Origin of the sequence: Amycolatopsis magusensis (assembly GCF_017875555.1) — a bacterium.
Classification (GTDB): domain Bacteria; phylum Actinomycetota; class Actinomycetes; order Mycobacteriales; family Pseudonocardiaceae; genus Amycolatopsis; species Amycolatopsis magusensis.
The window spans coordinates 1,067,277-1,083,341 of record NZ_JAGGMS010000001.1 but is presented as its reverse complement, the minus strand read 5'-3'; the positions used below and the strand labels follow the sequence as shown (position 1 = coordinate 1,083,341).

Here is a 16,065-nt window from a genome sequence, read left to right as displayed (position 1 = left end):
GACCGGTATGGCTGAACTCGTGTACCCGCCCGTCGTGCTGGCGGCCAAGTTGATGTTCCGCGTGCTGGACAACAAACTTCGGGTGGACGGGGCCGAGCACATCCCGGCCACCGGTGGGGCGGTGATCGCCTGCAACCACGTGAGCTACCTGGACTTCATTTTCTGCGGGCTGGGCGCGCAACCGGCCAAGCGGCTGGTGCGGTTCATGGCGAAGCAGGAGATCTTCTCGAACAAGGTCGCCGGGCCGCTGATGCGCGGCATGCACCACATCCCGGTGGACCGCTCGGCGGGCGCGAGCTCGTACCGGGAGGCCGTGGCGCGCCTGCGGGCCGGTGAGGTGGTCGGCGTCTTCCCGGAGGCGACGATCAGCCGGTCGTTCACCGTGAAGGAGATCAAGTCGGGCGCGGTGCGGATGGCCGCGGAAGCCGGGGTGCCGGTGGTGCCGATGGCGTTGTGGGGCACGCACCGCCTGTGGACGAAGGGGCGCCCGCGCACGCTGACGAAGCGGCACGTGCCGATCCTGATCCGCGCGGGCGAGCCGTTCCAGCCGAAGCCCGACGAGGACGCCGAGGTGCTCACGAAGGACCTGCGGGCGCGGATGAGCGCGCTGCTGGAGCAGGTGCAGGCGGACTACCCGGACCAGCCGGCCAGCGAAAACGAACGCTGGTGGCTGCCGACCCACCTGGGCGGCACCGCCCCCACCCCGGAAGCCGCCGCCGCCCTCGATGCCCGCCGCGAGTAGCTCGCTCCCATTCACCGGAAGCCCCTGAACGCTATGAGTGGGGCATTACTTGCGCCCTCCCGCCGCCCACCGCCACCCTCAACGGAGCTGCGCGCTGTTCTTCCATTGCAAGTAATGCCCCACTCATAGCATTGGGACGATCAGAACCAGCGTTCCAGGACTTGGGCGACGCCGTCTTCGGAGTTGGGGGCGGTGGTTTCGTCGGCCACGTCGAACAGGGCCGGGTGGGCGTTGGCCATGGCGACGCCGTGCCCGGCCCAGCGGAGCATGTCGATGTCGTTCGGCATGTCCCCGAAGGCGATCACGCGCGAAGCCGGCACGTTCAGCCGCTCGGTGACCCAGGTCAGCCCGCTGCCCTTGGTCATGCCCGGCGCTGCCAGTTCGATGAGGCCCGCGTTCGACGAGAACGTGATGTCCACCGCGTCCCCGAGCACGGCACCCGCGGCTTCGGCCATTTCGCCCGAAGTCATGCCCTGGTGCCGCACGAGCAGCTTCACCGCCGGGTGCCCCAGCGTCTCCGCCCGCGGCACCGAGAGGCCTTCGCCGTCGCCCCAGGGGTTGCGGTAGCCGGTCTCGTAGACGTAGTTGTGGGTGTCCGGGTCGACCGCCCGCCTGCCGACGCGTTCCGCGGCGAAGCGGCAGTCCGGGATGGCCTTCTCCAGCTCCTTCGCGAAGTCGTTCAGCTGGATCGGCTCGAGCCGCCCGCGGACCTCGACGACCTCGTCCTTGCCGATGTCGTAGATCACCGCACCGTTCGAGCACACGGCGTAACCGGTCAGCCCGGCCGGTTGCGCGACCGGCGGGATCCAGCGCGGCGGGCGGCCGCTCGCCAGTACCACCGGCACGCCGTCCGCCGAGGCGCGCCGGATCGCGGCGAGCGTGCGGGCGGTGAGGTCGGCCAGCGGCGAGAGCAGCGTGCCGTCGATGTCGGAGGCGATCAGCAGGGGTTTCTCCACGCCGCCAGTTTTCCAGAGTGCACCTGATCCGGGCTCGACCCGGCATGGTCACCCACCGCTTCGCCCCTACGCTGAGCTGGTGCGCGTAGGCATTGTGATCCTTCCCGAAGATCGTTGGTGGGCGGCCGAACCGAAGTGGCGGGCGGCCGAGGAGTACGGCTTCGACCACGCCTGGACCTATGACCACCTCGGCTGGCGGGACCTGGTCGACGGCCCGTGGTTCAGCGCCATCCCCACGCTGACCGCCGCCGCGACGGTCACCGAACGCATCCGGCTGGGCACGCTGGTCGCCTCCCCGGTCGCGCGGCACCCGGTCCCGTTCATGCGTGAACTGATCACGCTCGATGACATCTCCGACGGCCGCGCCCTGCTCGGTGTCGGCGCCGGGGTGACCAGCGCGCACTACGACGCCGTGGCCATCGGCGAGGCCGAGCTGACCGACCGCCAGCGCGCCGACCGCTTCGCCGAGTTCGTCGAGGCCCTCGACGGCCTCCTGACGCAGGACAAGTTCGATTACCCCGGCGAGTACTTCACCGCGCGCGGCGCGCGGAACCTGCCCGGCTGCGTGCAGCGGCCACGGCTGCCGTTCCTGGTGGCCGCGAACGGGCCGCGGACCATGCGGGTCGCCGCCCGCTTCGGCTCGGGCTGGGTGACCACCGGCCGCAAGACCGACGACCACGAGCAGTGGTGGCGCGGCGTCGCCGAGGCCGTGGCCAAGTTCGACGAGGCGCTGGACGCCGCCGGTCGCGGCCGGAACTCGATCGACCGCTACCTGAGCCTGGACGCGGCGCCGGTGTACTCGCTGAGCAGCGTGGACGCCTTCACCGAGGCCGCCGGGCGCGCCCAGGAGCTGGGGTTCACCGACGTGGTGTCGCACTGGCCGCGGTCGAGCAGCTGGTACGAGGGCCGGGAGGCGGTGCTCGAAGAGGTGGCGGCCGACGTGCTGCCGCGCTTGCAAGCCGGGTGAGGTTCACTCGATCGGGTGACACTTGGTCGTGGAGGAAACCGATTACCGCTCCCGGGAGTCATCTTTTCAGCGGATGAAGCCACCCCGGGGGTGATGGGGGCGAGGCGACCTCCGTGTGGCACCGACGGGCAAGGGGCGGCCCGGCCACACGGAGGTCTCCCCGTTTCTCCGAGCGACAGAGGCCTCAGCGCAGGATGCGGTAGATCATCGCGTCCGGGTTCGAGTAGACCTTCTCCAGGAACGGCAGCCCGTCGAGGTCGCGCAGACCGGGCGCCCGCAGCACGTCCACCTTGATCGAGCCCGAGCCCAGCAGCACGTGGCGCACGTTGAGCCGCTCGACCGCGGCCCGGACCTCGGGGTTCGTGTCGTACTCGCGGAAGTGGTTCGACAGGTAGGTGGCGTCCGGCGGGGCCACACCCGGGTCGTAGTGCCCGGCCACCGGCCGCACCCCGGAGATCGCGAACAGCCACGCGGTGCCGTCCAGCCGGTCGTTGAGCACCATCTCGCCGGGTTCGGCGAGCCTGCCCATCTCCCGCATGGCGTCGACTTCGAAGTCGGTCACCGGCACCGGACGGCCCACCGATTCCGGGCCGTTGTGGTACGCGTAGGCCACCGCTGTCGCGTTCGCCGTGGTGTAGAAGCCGTTCGTGCCCACCGCCAGCACGCTCACCAGCAGCACCGCGCTGGCCACGCCGATCCGGGCGGGCAGCCGCGGCCGCGCCTTGACCCAGTCCCAGCCCGCGGCCACCTTCGCCAGCAGCCGCTGCAGTTCGGCGAGGCCGTGCGCGGCGAGCAGGCACAGCGGGATCGCGGCCAGCGACATCAGCCGGTACCGGTCGTTCCACCACGGCCGCGAGAACGAGATCACCCACGGCAGCGCGCCGTAGCAGGCGACCAGCACGAACATCCCGGACAGCAGCAGCGCGGAGAAGGCCACCCAGCGCATCGAGCCGAGCGCGCGGGCGGTCAGGATCCCGGCCACCAGCAGCACGCACAGCACCATCTGCGGCTCCTGGAGCACCTGCCGGAAGGTCAGCAGCTGCGCCAGCGCCGAGGACACCGGGATGTCCGACGCCCACGGGATGTACGGGTACGAGCTGGAGGTGAAGGCGATCGCGCCGAGGATCTGCGGGGCCGCCAGCACCAGCGCGGCGAGCCCGGCCGGGACCATCCGGAGCAGGTCGCGCCACCAGACGCCCTCGCGCCGGAACCAGCGCTGGAGCAGCAGCGGCGCGGTGAACAGGATGGCGCCGAACAGGGCGCTGGAATGCGCCAGGAGCAGGCCGACGATGGTGAAGGTGAACACCATGCCGGATTCGACGTCCGGCCGCGTGAGGAAGCGCTGCAGCGCGACCGCGGCCAGCGGGGTCAGCACGATGCCCAGCGCGAACGGCAGCAGCCCGCTGGACACCGATTCGTAGGCCCCGGTGGTGGCCGCGCCCGCGACGATGGCGGCGCTGCCCGCGAAGGCCGCGCGTCCGCCGAACTGGCGGATCGCGGCGACCAGCGCCAGTGCGAAGATGCCGGCGATCGGCACGGTGATGCCGTTCAGCGCGGCCGGGATGGACGCCCCGGAGATCGAGTACACCAGCGCGCCGACCAGGTGGTAGGCGTTCGGGTAGAAGGAGCCGTCGGGGTACCAGTTGATCGTCGACATGCCGACCAGCGAGCCGTCGCCGGTCTCGGCGATGTAGCGGATGCCGTTCGCGTGGTAGACGGTGTCCCAGCGCTGGAAGACCGAGCTGGCGTCGTCGGCCGCGGAGAGCACGACGACCATCGACAGCCCGGTGGCCAGCAGCACGCAGCCGATGACCGCGGCGTGCGCGCGCTTGCTCCAGGTCGGGCCGCGCGGCACCGGGACCTGCGACACCCAGCCGCGCGAGCGCGCCAGCGCGCGCACCCCGAAGGCGATGCCCGCGAGCAGCAGCGAGAAGGCCGCGGCGGTCGCGGTGTTGTACGGCAGGCCGACCATGGACAGCCACGGCCCGGCCGAGCCGAGTGAAAGGTAGGTGAACAGTGGGGCGAGCCCGGCGAGCGCCCAGCCCCGCAGGCCGGCGCCGATCCCGATCAAGCCGCCCGGCACCGCCAGCACGATCAGGTAGACACTGATCGTGCTCAGGGAGGTCCAGAACGTATCCGGTGTTGGCACGGCTTCCTACGGTGTGATTCGGCCTAGGCGATGGGCGGGGCGCGGTCCGTCCCCGGTACGTGAGTACCCTCGACGCCCGTGAGCGCGCAGACGAACCCCGTCAAGATTACTGAACACGAATTCGCCGGTTACGACCTGATCGTGGTTGGGTCCGGATTCTTCGGCCTGACCGTCGCCGAGCGGGCCGCCACCCAGCTGGACAAGCGGGTGCTGGTGCTCGAGCGCCGCGACCACATCGGCGGCAACGCCTACTCCGAGGCGGAACCGGAAACCGGGATCGAGGTGCACAAGTACGGCGCGCACCTGTTCCACACCTCGAACAAGCGCGTGTGGGACTACGTCAACCAGTTCACCGCTTTCACGAACTACCAGCACCGCGTGTTCGGCAAGTACCAGGGACAGGTCTACCCGCTGCCGATGAACCTGGCGCTGATCAACCAGTTCTTCGGCAAGTCGCACACCCCCGACGAGGCGCGCGCGCTCATCGCGGAGCAGTCGTCGGAGATCAAGACCGAGGACGCGCAGAACCTCGAGGAGAAGGCGATCTCGCTGATCGGGCGCCCGCTCTACGAAGCGTTCATCCGCGGTTACACCGCGAAGCAGTGGCAAACCGACCCGAAGGCGCTGGGCACGGACATCATCACCCGCCTGCCGGTCCGCTACGACTTCACCAACAAGTGGTTCAACGACACCTACGAGGGCCTGCCGGTCGACGGCTACGCGGCGTGGCTGCAGAAGATGGCGGACCACCCGAACATCGAGGTCCGGCTGAACGTCGACTACTTCGACGTGCGCGAGCAGATCCCGGCCGGCACGCCGACGGTGTACACCGGGCCGCTCGACCGCTACTTCGACTACTCCGCGGGCCGGTTCACCTGGCGCACGGTCGACTTCGAGTCCGAGGTCGTGGGCACCGGTGACTTCCAGGGCGCGCCGGTGATCAACTACAACGACCAGGAAGTGCCCTACACCCGGATCATCGAGTTCCGGCACTTCCACCCGGAGCGCAAGCACTACCCGGCCGACAAGACCGTGGTCTTCCGCGAGTACTCCCGGTTCGCCGACGAGAAGGACGAGCCGTACTACCCGATCAACACCCCGGAGAACCGCGGCAAGCTGGAGAAGTACCGGGAGCTGGCCAAGGTCGAGGCCAAGGAGCGCAACGTGCTCTTCGGCGGCCGCCTCGGCACCTACAAGTACCTGGACATGCACATGGCGATCGGCTCGGCGCTGACCGCGTTCGACAACAAGATCGCGCCGCACCTGACCGACGGTGCCCCGCTCGACGGGTCCCTCGATGCTTGAGCACAAGTCCGGCCCGGAAGCGGTCGCCGACCCGCGCGTGGACGCCCCGCGCAACCAGCCGGCGGCCGAGGTCGCGCTGCTCGCCAAGGTCCAGGGCGCGATCAAGCGCCCGGCCACGGTGAAGGCCGCCCGCGGCCTGAGCCACTTCGGCGAGCACAGCGCGGGCTGGTTCGCGCTGGGCCTGGTCGGTGCCGCGGTCGACAAGAAACGGCGCAAGGACTGGCTGGTCGCGGCGGCCGGCGTGGTCGGCGCGCACGCCGCGTCGATCGCGGTCAAGCGGGTGGTCCGCCGCCCGCGGCCGGAGGACCCGAGCGTCGAGGTGCTCGTCGGTACCCCGAGCAAGCTGAGCTTCCCGTCCTCGCACGCCACCTCCACCACGGCGGCGGCGGTGCTCTACTCCGGATTGACCGGGCGTAATCTCGTGCCTGCACTCGTGCCGCCGATGCTGGCCTCACGCCTCGTGCTCGGCGTGCACTACCCGACGGACGTGCTCGCCGGAGCCGCACTGGGCGGGGTCGTCGGCGGTCTCATCCGACGGAAGCTGAAGCAAAGATGAGTGAAGCAACCGAGCGAACCGACGAGAAGGCCAAGGCCGAGGAACAGCCGGTCCTGTCCGACGAACTGGAGACGGCCGAGGACGCGCCGGAACCGGAGCCGGTCGCGCCCGCGAAGGCACGCGGGCCGGTGGGCACCGCGCTGGGCGTGCTGAAGACCGCGCGCCCGCGCCAGTGGGTGAAGAACGTGCTGGTCTTCGCCGCGCCGTTCACCGCGGCCCAGTTCGGCAACGGTGACGTGCTGCTCGACGCGGCCATCGCCTTCGTGGCGTTCTCGCTGGTGGCGTCGTCGATCTACCTGATCAACGACGCGATCGACGTGGAGGCCGACCGGGCCCACCCGACCAAGCGGAACCGGCCGATCGCGGCCGGGATCGTGCCGGTGCCGGTGGCCTACGGCGCGGCCGTGGTGTTCTTCGGCGTCGGCATGGGGATCTCCTTCTTCGCCAGCCCGCAGCTGGCCATCGTGCTGGGTGTCTACGAAGCGGTGCAGCTCGCCTACTGCTTCGGGCTCAAGCACCAGCCGGTGATCGACCTGGCCATCGTCGGCTCGGGCTTCCTGATGCGCTCGATCGCCGGTGGCGTGGCCGCGGGCATCGCGCTGTCGCAGTGGTTCCTGCTGGTCACCGCGTTCGGTTCGCTGTTCATGGTGGCGGGCAAGCGGTACGCCGAGGTGATGCTCTTCGAGCGCACCGGGGCGAAGATCCGCTCGTCGCTGAAGAAGTACTCGGCGAGCTACCTGCGCTTCGTCTGGGCGACCTCGGCCGCCATCCTGATCATGTCCTACAGCCTGTGGGCCTTCGAGCTGCGTGAGCGCGCCGACGGTTCGGTGTGGCCGGTGGTCTCGATGGTGCCGTTCGTGGTCGCGGTGCTGCGGTACGCGGTGGACGTGGACGGCGGCAAGGCCGGTGAGCCGGAGGAGATCGCGCTCAGCGACCGGGTGCTGCAGGTTCTCGGCGTGACGTGGGTCGTCACGCTCGGCTTGGCCTACTACCTGTAAACGGGAAGACACATGTCGATTGGGCAGACGGTGGAGCCGATCTCGGCTGGTTCGGAAGAAGCTGAGGTGAGGACCTCCGTCCGCGACCACGTGCGGGCGGCGTGGTGGCTGCCGGTGTTCGCGGTGGTCGCCACCGCGGCGCTGTTCCTGGTGGTCAAGGACAGCCTGACCGACGACGCGTACATCACCCTGGCGTACGCGAAGAACCTCGCGGTGCACGGCGAGTGGGGCCTGATCGCCGGGGAGCACGCCAACTCGGCGACCTCCCCGCTGAACATCCTGCTGCTGGCGCTGGCCACCCTGCTCACCCGCATCTTCGGCGACGCCCACCCGGTGATCGCGCTGGGCCTGGTGACCGTGGTGGCCGGTGCGGTGCTCGGCTGGGCGTGGATGCGCCTGGTCGCCGCGCTGCGGCTGCCTTCGTTCGCCGGGGTGCTGGGCATCGCGGTGGTGCTGCTCAACCCGTTCGTGCTTTCCGCGATCGGCCTCGAAGTGCTGCTCATCCCGGCGGTGCTGATCCTGCTCACGGTGTTCGCCGTGGAGGGCCGCCCGGTCTGGTTCGGCGTGGTCTCCGGGCTCGCCGTGATGACCCGGCTCGACCTGGTCGTCTTCGTGCTCATCCTGGCGTTCTCCGCGGCCGCGATCCGGCAGAAGCTGGTCAAGGCCGTGCTCGCGGCGGTGGCCGTGGCCGGGCCCTGGTACCTGTTCAGCTGGATCGCCTTCGGTTCGGCGGTGCCGGACACGCTGGTGATCAAGCAGCTGCAGGGCGGGCTGTTCGGCGAGTGGAGCTTCTTCACCGGGCCGGTCATGTACTTCACCGGCCGCAAGATCGTCACCGCGATCGCCTTTGCGCCCGCGCTGGCCGGGCTGTTCGTGCTGGTCAGCTGGTTCCTCGTGCGGTTCGCGGTGCGGTGGGAGAAACTCCCCAAGATCGGCCCGCTGGCCGCGCTCGGCGCCGGCGGGGTGGTCTACTACGGCGTCTACACGCTGATGGGCGTCGGCCCGTACCACTGGTACTTCGTCGCGCCGATCGTCTCGCTGAGCATGTCCGGCATCGCCATCCTGGCGTTCTGGCTGGCCCGCTCGCGCGAACAGGAGCGGCTCGAGTCGCGGCCACCCGCGCTGGTGCTCGGGCTGGTCGGGCTGGCGCTGCTCGGCAACATCGCGGTGGTCGCCAAGCCGGGTGTGCCGTGGGAGTCGCCGCTGATCTTCGGCAACTGGGCGAGCGCGCCGGACTACGCGCGTGTCGGCCAGGAACTGGGCCAGCGGCTGAACGGCGCGACGGTGTCCAGCCCCGGCGAGATCGGCACGCTGGCCTACTACTGCGACTGCAAGATCGTCGACGAGTTCTCCGACCGCGGGCGCGTGGTGGACAAGGTGGAGAAGCGGATCGCCGAGGCCAACCCGATCATGAGCTTCGCGCTGCGGGTGAACTACTTCTTCTTCGACCGGTCGATCAAGCCGGAGCCGATCCAGTACGAGCTGAAGTACGCGAGCGGCCCGGCCACCGGCCCGGACAGCTGGACGGTCCACTCGGCGGCGAAGGGTGTCGGGCACTTTTCGCTGGTCCCGGCCCCTCGGCCGTAGGTCTGCCGAACTCGATATCGAGCAGATAACGGACGGGTCACAGTAGGAGTTACACTCTTCAGCGATGCGTAGCGCCTTAGCTGAAGCCGCCGAGTCCGTCACCCCGCCGGACTCGGGCGGCCGACCGGGCCCGCGCTCGGTCCGCTTCTGGGCTTTCCCGGCCGGTGTCGCCGCGGTGTCCGCCGTGGTGTTCGTCCTGGCCAAGCCCCATTTGATCGACGACACCTACATCACGCTGTCGTACGCGAAGAACCTCGCGCTGCACGGGCACTACGGGCTGATCGCGGACGGCGTGGCCAACACCGCGACCTCACCGCTGAACGTGCTGTCACTGGCGGCGCTGACCGTGGTGTTCCGGGACGCGGTGTTCGCCGCCGCGGTGCTGTTCGTGCTGGCGCAGGTGCTGCTGGCCCTCGGCCTGCGCCGCCTCGGTGAGCGGATCGGCCTGCCCGCCTGGTTCGCGCCGCTGGGGATGGCGCTGACCACGATCAACCCGCTCTTGATCTCGTCGATCGGGCTGGAGATCGCGCTCGGGGCGGCCGGGGTGGTGTGGGCGCTGGTGTACGCGACCGAACGCCGTCCGGTGGCGCTCGGGGTGGTGATCGGCGCGCTCGCGTTGATCCGGCTCGACCTCCTGGTGATGGCGCTGGTCATCTTCGTCGCCCGGCGGTCGTTCTGGACCGGGATCTGGCGCACCTTCTTCGCCGCGCTCGCGGTGGCCGGGCCGTGGTTCACCATCAGCTGGTTCGCGCTGGGCTCGGCCGTGCCGGACACGGTGATCATCAAGACGCTGCAGCGGTCGTGGGGCGAGTGGAGCTTCACGAACGGGCCGCTGCTGTACTTCCAGGACTACCCGGCGCAGACGGTGCTGTCCTTCCTGCCGGTCGCGCTGGCCGCGGTGCTCTGCCTGCTGTGGCTGGCGCTGCTGGCCCGCGGCAGCGACACCGCGCGGCGGATCCTGCCGTTCGGCGTGCTCGCGCTGGCCGGTTTCGCGCACTACCTCGCGTATTCGTGGCTGAACGTGCCGCCGTACCACTGGTACTACGGCCCCAGCATCGCCGCCACGACGGTGTTCCTGGCCGCGGCCGTCGCTTCGGTGGACGGCGTGGCTTTCCGGCAACGGGTACTCGCGGGCGTCGGCCTGGCAGGCACGGCGGTGGTGGCCGCGGTGGCCGTCGCGGTGTACCTGGCGCCCGGGTTGCCGCGGCAGTACGCGCCGCTGACCAGCAACCACGCCGCGTCCGAGCAGTACCTGGAGATCGGCGAGCAGCTGGCGCAGGTCACGCAGGGGCGGAAGGTGCACAGCGCGGGGGAGATCGGGGCGCTGGCGTACGCCTGCGACTGCCCCATCGTCGACCTCTTCTCCGACCGCGGTGCCGTCGGCCCGGCCATCGCGGAGAGCGAAAGCCGGGCGAGCGCACTGGGCAAGGCGCTGATCGACCTGAACTTCCGCTTCTTCGACCACAGCCTCGCCCCGGCGGACACCGACCTGGTCCTCGAAGTGACCCATGAGGCGCCGCCGCCTACGGCATTGGCGAGTTGGACGATCACGTCGCCTTGGTCTGGGACGCAGCAGCTGTATCTGGTCAGTGCGGCGGATGCTCGGCCGGTGGGGGAGCCTTGGTGAGTGTGCCCCGCCCCGGTTTTTTAGTGTGACTACGGCGAAGGCCTCGATGTCAAGGCGGGAATGATGCCTTGACATCGAGGCCTTCGCCGTGTTTTTGGCTGTGGGCCGGGGTGGGGTGGGGGGTTTGGGCGGCTGCTCCCGGTGGGTGCCCGGGCGGCGGTTGTGCTGGGGGCCTTGATGTCACCAATGTGGCTTTGGGGGCGGATTCGGCCCCGAAAGCCACATTTGTGTCCATGGGACCCGGGACCCGGGGGTGGGGCGGCTCTCTCGGGGGTGTCACGAATGTGGTTTTCGGGACGCCAGACGTCTCGAAAGCCACATTCGTGACAGTGGGTCAGGGGTGGTGGGCGGTCGTCGCGGTGACGTCCAGGGTGAGGGTGAAGACGCTGCCGCCCAGGCCTCGGAGGGTGGTGACGCCGAAGTCGGTGCGGTTCACCTTGGTGTGGGCTCGGACGGTGAAGCCGTCGTCGGCGCGGGAGGCGGTTTCGATGTCCAGGGCGACTTCCCGCGTGGTCTCGCGGACGGTGAGGTTGCCGGTGAGCTTCCAGGTGCCGTTGTCCTGGATCACCCGGCCCGACACGAATTCGATCAGGGGGAACCGGTCGGCGTCGAGGTAGCGCGGGGAGCGGACTTCGTTGTCGCGCTGGTCGTTGCCGGTGTCGAAGCTGGTCACGTCGATCGACGCCTCGGCGAGGGAGTCGGTGATGGGGTCGGCGACCTGGATGGTGCCCGCGCGGATGGCGAACCGGCCGCGCACCGGGGCGAGCCCGAACAGGTGGCGCCCCGCCAGGCCCACCTGCGACTTCGCCGGATCGATGCGGTAGGTGCCGGGTGCGGGCAGTTCGACGGTCGTCATACCGCCATCCTGTCCCGGAAACCCCCGGAAAAACACCAGGGAGGCGGTGGAACGGCCCTCAGCCGATCGGTTGATGTGCCGCCGCCCCAGTGGGTAATTCGGCCGTCCGATCCGGGCGGGAATTGGTGAATTCTCGACTTGCCCAGCCGGATCGAGAGGAGTCGCCGTGGCCGGAGGAGAGTACCGAATCGAGCCAGCCGAGGTCCGCAGCATCACCAGTACGGTGCGGGAGCTCGGCTCGACGGCCATGGAGACCACCCGCGACCTCGACCGGCTGGTGCTCGACGGCCTGGCGTTCGCGCAGATCGGCGGCTCGGTCGCCGGGGCGAACGCGAGCATGCAGCAGCAGCTGGTCAGCGGGTTCAGCCGGTTCGTCAACCTCATCGAGGACCTCACCGAGAAGCTGAAGTCCGCAGTGGACGGTTACGACGACGCCGACCGCGCCACCGCGCAGGGCTACGGCGGCGGCAACGGCGAGGTGCAGCAGGCACAGGCGCAGGGCGGCGGCGCCGCGGCGGGCGGCAACGCCGACCAGCTCGACCCGCGCGTGGTGGAGTCGATCATGCGGTCCGAGGGCGCGTCCGGGGAGCAGGGCGGGCGGCAGGAGGCCTACGGCTTCCGCGAGGGCAACGGCACCCCCTACCGCGAGATCATGGCCGCGCGGCGCGAGTTCGGCCAGGGCAGCGCGGAGGAGATCGCCGTGGTCACCCGGCACATGTCGGACAGTGCGCGGCAGGCGGGCGCACTGAACTTCACCGATGCCGGGGTCCAGGCGGCGATCATGTCCGGGGCGCACATGCGCGGCGTCGGCGGGGTGCAGGCGATCCTGAACTCGATGGCGGGCGCCGACATCGCGCGCAGCGGCACGCTGACGCCGGAGACCATCCAGCACATCCAGGGACTGTCCTCAGAGGAGTTCCAGCAGCAGTTCCGCGACACGCGCCTGGAATACGACCGCGAGATCTACGGCGACACCACCACCCGCCAGGGCGGCCAGGTGCAGAACTGGTGGGACCGCTACGGCAACGGGCTCACCCAGCGCTACGAACGCGAGCAGCAGGAGTTCCTCGGCCTGGCCCGCGAATGACCCTGCGCATTCACCTGCCGAGGCGTCGTGAGGTGAGCGGGTCGCGGACCAGCAACACCGAGTCGTCGGTGAAGTCGAGCCGGATGACCGGGGACGGCGGCACGCTGCGGTCGGCCCGCTCGGCGGACAGCCGGCGGACCCGTGAGGCGTCCACCTCGCAGAACGTGGTGAACGGGCCGTCACCCGGGTCGGCGAGCAGGCTGGACGGGTAGACCACGGCCGCACGGGCCGTGGTCAGCGTCAGCCGGGCGTCGCCGCGGGTGTGGGACAGGTGGTCGGCGAAGCGCACGGCGTCCTGGTCGGGCCGGGTGGCGTGGGCCCAGAACGCGACGGTCGGGTCGTCGGCCCAGTCCGCGCCCTGGGTGCGGATCGTCCAGTCCGCCGGGCGCGGCCACTTCAGCTTGCCCAGCTTGACCTCCGGCACCTCGCCCAGCGGTTCGTGCGGCAATCGGAGGTCGTCGCCGAGTTGGACGCCGGTGTAGCCGTTGATCGGGCCGCACGCGAGCACCAGCCGTTCGCCGGAGCGAAGCCAGTGCCCGCTCATCTCCTTCGTGACGATCTTCAGTTCGGACTCGGCGGTGGACAGCTCCCAGTTCGACGTAGCCACGCCACGCACGAACTCGAAACCGGAACCGTCCACAAGGGACACTTGGACGCCGCGTCCGGTCGTCGACGTCCCCGCGATCTGCGCCGCCGGGATCTCCACGGCGGGCAGGAACTCCTTGGGCGCCACCGGTTCGCCCTCGAGGTTGTCCCCGAACTTCGCGCGGTTGTCGGCGACGATGGCGGCCACGTCCTTGCCGAACTTCGCCAGCCCCTTGCCGAAGCGCGAAGCCTTGCCCAGCAACGACTGAGCTGGTTCCGGCGCTTCTTCGACGACGGGCGGGCGCTCGGTGAGCACGACCAGCCGGTCCGGCGTCAGCACCCACAACCGCAACAGCACCCGGCTGATCGACGGCAGGTCACGCAGGTACCGGTGCGCCAGGCAGTCCGGGGCGGGCCCGGACACCAGCACGTCCGCGGGCGGCGGCTTGTCGCTGCCTTCGTCGGAGCCGCCGAGCAGTTCGGAGACCACGTCACCGGTGAAGTTCGCGATCCCGCGCCCGAGCGCCCCGCCCTTCGGCTCGCCGACCGGCGACAGCCGCTTGATGTCGTAGTAGTGCGTGCGCGCGAAACCCGCCCACAGCAGTTGTTCCCCCGGACGGCAGACGAGGGCACGGGCGTGCGCGCCCGCGCCCAGCGTCCGGTGCAGGTAGTTACTCAAGCGTGAACCCGCGGTCGGTCGCCTCGCGGCGTTCCTCCTCGCTGGACGGGTCGGCCGCCTGGTCGTAGCCGTACTTGATGCCCTGCTCCATCGCCAGCCCCGGCACGTTCTCCAGGGTGCCGCGGAACGCCGCCTTGCCGACCGCGGTGGTGCCGGTCATGCCCGCCGCCCGCAGCCCGGCTTCGGCCAGGTTCGCGGTCAGCGCGTCGGAGCCGTCGCCGAGCCCGTAGCGGCCGGCGAACCTGTTGCCGGTCTTCGACGCCCCGGTCAGCGGATCGGCCTTGGTGACGATCTTCGCCAGCGGGTTCTTGTCGATCTGGTCGGCCAGCCGCTTCTGGAACCAGTTGCCGTCGCGCAGGTTCTCGGTGCGCCGGACCAGGTCGTTGAGCGGGCCCTTGCGCAGCGTCTGCAGGATGTCCTCGAGCTTGTCGATCAGCGGCTTGAGCTTGCCCAGCAGCATCTTGATCTTCATGCCGAGCCGCGCGCCGGTGCCGGCCACCTGCGCGGTGGTGGCCGCGCCCGCCGCCGCCATCGACGCGCCCGCGGTGATCCACGAGGCGGCCAGCGCGGCCAGCCACTCGATGATCAGGCCCATCACCAGCTCGGAGATGATGTCGATGACGATCTCGACGAAGGCGTCGAACAGGTCGGCGGCGATCTCCAGGATCTGCTTGAGCCCGCGCAGGTCGTTCGCGAACGCCTTGGCGCCCTCGCCGAACTCGCTCATCTGCGCGCGGAACTTGTCGCCCGCCTCGCCCTGCCACGCCTCACCGGTGGCGTCGGCGCGCTGCTTCTCGTGCTGCCCGGCCTCGTCGACCCACTTGGCCACCTGCTCCCAGCCCTTGGCGGTGCTGCGCATCTGCTCGGGATCACCGATCGCCGGCTCGAGCACGAACTCCACCAGCGGGCTGATCACGATGCCGATCAGGAAACCCAGCCCGTTCTCCACAAAGGACTGGCCGGGGCTGGTGACCAGCTGCAGCTGCTCCATGCGCGCGTTGACCGCGGCGATCGCCACGTCCGGCGGGCTGCTCGCCCGCTTGGCGTCGCCGACCGCGCTCAGCACCGAACTGCCGTACTCGGAGTGCTGCTCGAAGTAGCTCTTGCGGGTGCTGTCCCCGGCGCTGTTGAGGTCGGCCAGGCTGCCGGGGCCGGGCGCGCTGTCCACATCGGCCTTGATCTTGGTCAGCGCGTCCTTGGTGGCCGAGTCGTTCTTCTCGTAGATCTCCGCGGCCGTCGTGGTCTTGCCGGAGATCTCGTCCAGAAAGGACTTGGCCTGGGTGGCCAGGCCCTGGCACTCCTCGAGGGCGTCGAAGTACTTGAACGCCATCACCTCGCCGAGCGGGCCGAAGCAATCGTCGCTCACCCTGGCCTGTTCGAGCAGGCTCGCGAGCTGCCCGAAGTTGTCCGAGGCGTCCCGAGACCCCTCGCTGTGCGCGATCAACGCCTCGCTGTGCACCCGCATCGCCGTCATCTGACCCCCGTCACCTCAAGATCGGCCCGCCGAAATCCTCGTCTTCGACGTCGCCGGCCGGTGGCCGGTTCCAGGGTGGCGCCGATCGCTGGGGGACCGGCTGGGGCGGCCCGGCCAGCGTCTCCGGCGGTGGCGGGTCGCTGGGCCCGAGCGGCTGCACGGCGTGGGCGTTGAACGCCTCCTTGAACTTCTCCGCCTGCTCGCCGAGGATCGGCTGCACGGTCTGCTCCAGCTGCGCCGCGGCCTGCTGCGTGGCCTGCCGGATGGCGCCGAGGATCTCCTGCTGGAGCTGGGTGTGGGACTTCCGCATGGCGTGCGGGGCCAGCTGCAGGCCCAGCACCGCACCCGACGGGGCGACGGTCACCGTCACCGAGCCGTCGGCGTTGCGGGCCGAGCCACGCAGCTCACCGATCTTCTGCTGGAGCTCACCAGCTTTCGCGGCCTGCTCTTCGAACGCCTTGATGGTGGCGTCCAGCCGCGCCTCGGCATCGCCCATG

At 70.0% G+C, this 16,065-nt stretch carries 14 protein-coding genes; 8 read left to right on the top strand and 6 right to left on the bottom strand.

Going from position 1 to position 16,065, the window contains the following annotated elements; genetic code table 11:
- The first annotated feature begins 7 nt into the window (after positions 1–7).
- Complete coding sequence (locus JOM49_RS05175; protein ID WP_209663213.1) at positions 8–742, top strand: lysophospholipid acyltransferase family protein; 735 nt, start codon at positions 8–10, stop codon at positions 740–742.
- A gap of 140 nt (positions 743–882) precedes the next feature.
- Here JOM49_RS05175 and JOM49_RS05170 read toward each other — a convergent pair whose 3' ends face one another.
- Positions 883–1,698, bottom strand: coding sequence for an HAD family hydrolase (locus tag JOM49_RS05170; RefSeq protein WP_209663212.1), 816 nt, complete (start codon positions 1,696–1,698; stop codon positions 883–885).
- Between the two features lie 79 nt (positions 1,699–1,777).
- On the opposite strand from JOM49_RS05170, the gene JOM49_RS05165 reads away from it, so the two are divergent.
- A complete protein-coding gene (locus JOM49_RS05165) occupies positions 1,778–2,665 on the top strand; it encodes an LLM class flavin-dependent oxidoreductase (RefSeq protein WP_209663211.1) in 888 nt (295 codons plus the stop codon).
- A gap of 184 nt (positions 2,666–2,849) precedes the next feature.
- Here JOM49_RS05165 and JOM49_RS05160 read toward each other — a convergent pair whose 3' ends face one another.
- Entirely contained in the window at positions 2,850–4,814 is a 1,965-nt protein-coding gene (locus JOM49_RS05160) for a DUF6541 family protein (RefSeq protein ID WP_209663210.1), read from the bottom strand.
- 78 nt (positions 4,815–4,892) lie between these two features.
- On the opposite strand from JOM49_RS05160, the gene glf reads away from it, so the two are divergent.
- From glf to JOM49_RS05135, 5 genes are all read left to right on the top strand, one after another.
- Positions 4,893–6,119, top strand: a complete 1,227-nt coding sequence (gene glf, locus JOM49_RS05155; RefSeq protein ID WP_209663209.1) for a UDP-galactopyranose mutase — start codon at positions 4,893–4,895, stop codon at positions 6,117–6,119.
- Complete coding sequence (locus tag JOM49_RS05150; protein WP_209663208.1) at positions 6,112–6,675, top strand: phosphatase PAP2 family protein; 564 nt, start codon at positions 6,112–6,114, stop codon at positions 6,673–6,675. Before glf ends, JOM49_RS05150 begins: the two co-directional genes overlap by 8 nt.
- Entirely contained in the window at positions 6,672–7,673 is a 1,002-nt protein-coding gene (locus JOM49_RS05145; protein ID WP_209663207.1) for a decaprenyl-phosphate phosphoribosyltransferase, read from the top strand. The genes JOM49_RS05150 and JOM49_RS05145 overlap by 4 nt, the downstream gene beginning before the upstream one ends.
- 66 nt (positions 7,674–7,739) lie before the next feature.
- On the top strand, positions 7,740–9,260 hold the full coding sequence (locus tag JOM49_RS05140) for a hypothetical protein (protein WP_282770755.1): 1,521 nt from the start codon (positions 7,740–7,742) through the stop codon (positions 9,258–9,260).
- A gap of 64 nt (positions 9,261–9,324) precedes the next feature.
- Positions 9,325–10,887, top strand: a complete 1,563-nt coding sequence (locus tag JOM49_RS05135) for a DUF2029 domain-containing protein (RefSeq protein WP_245369234.1) — start codon at positions 9,325–9,327, stop codon at positions 10,885–10,887.
- Positions 10,888–11,221: 334 nt separating this feature from the next.
- Here the strand turns inward: JOM49_RS05135 and JOM49_RS05130 are convergent, their stop codons facing one another.
- Positions 11,222–11,743 (bottom strand): YceI family protein, encoded by a 522-nt coding sequence (locus tag JOM49_RS05130; RefSeq protein WP_209663206.1) that lies wholly within the window; start codon positions 11,741–11,743, stop codon positions 11,222–11,224.
- 166 nt (positions 11,744–11,909) lie between these two features.
- Between JOM49_RS05130 and JOM49_RS05125 the strand changes: the two genes are divergently transcribed.
- Positions 11,910–12,830, top strand: a complete 921-nt coding sequence (locus JOM49_RS05125) for a WXG100 family type VII secretion target (protein WP_209663205.1) — start codon at positions 11,910–11,912, stop codon at positions 12,828–12,830.
- Between the two features lie 10 nt (positions 12,831–12,840).
- On the opposite strand, the gene JOM49_RS05120 is transcribed toward JOM49_RS05125, so the two are convergent.
- The 3 genes from JOM49_RS05120 to JOM49_RS05110 are packed head-to-tail and all read right to left on the bottom strand — an operon-like array spanning position 12,841 to position 16,064.
- Entirely contained in the window at positions 12,841–14,094 is a 1,254-nt protein-coding gene (locus JOM49_RS05120) for a hypothetical protein (protein WP_209663204.1), read from the bottom strand.
- On the bottom strand, positions 14,087–15,568 hold the full coding sequence (locus JOM49_RS05115) for a WXG100 family type VII secretion target (RefSeq protein ID WP_209663203.1): 1,482 nt from the start codon (positions 15,566–15,568) through the stop codon (positions 14,087–14,089). The genes JOM49_RS05120 and JOM49_RS05115 overlap by 8 nt, the downstream gene beginning before the upstream one ends.
- A gap of 10 nt (positions 15,569–15,578) precedes the next feature.
- Positions 15,579–16,064: a YbaB/EbfC family nucleoid-associated protein gene (locus tag JOM49_RS05110; RefSeq protein ID WP_209663202.1), complete on the bottom strand. Its 486-nt coding sequence runs from the start codon at positions 16,062–16,064 to the stop codon at positions 15,579–15,581.
- Position 16,065 lies beyond the last annotated feature (1 nt).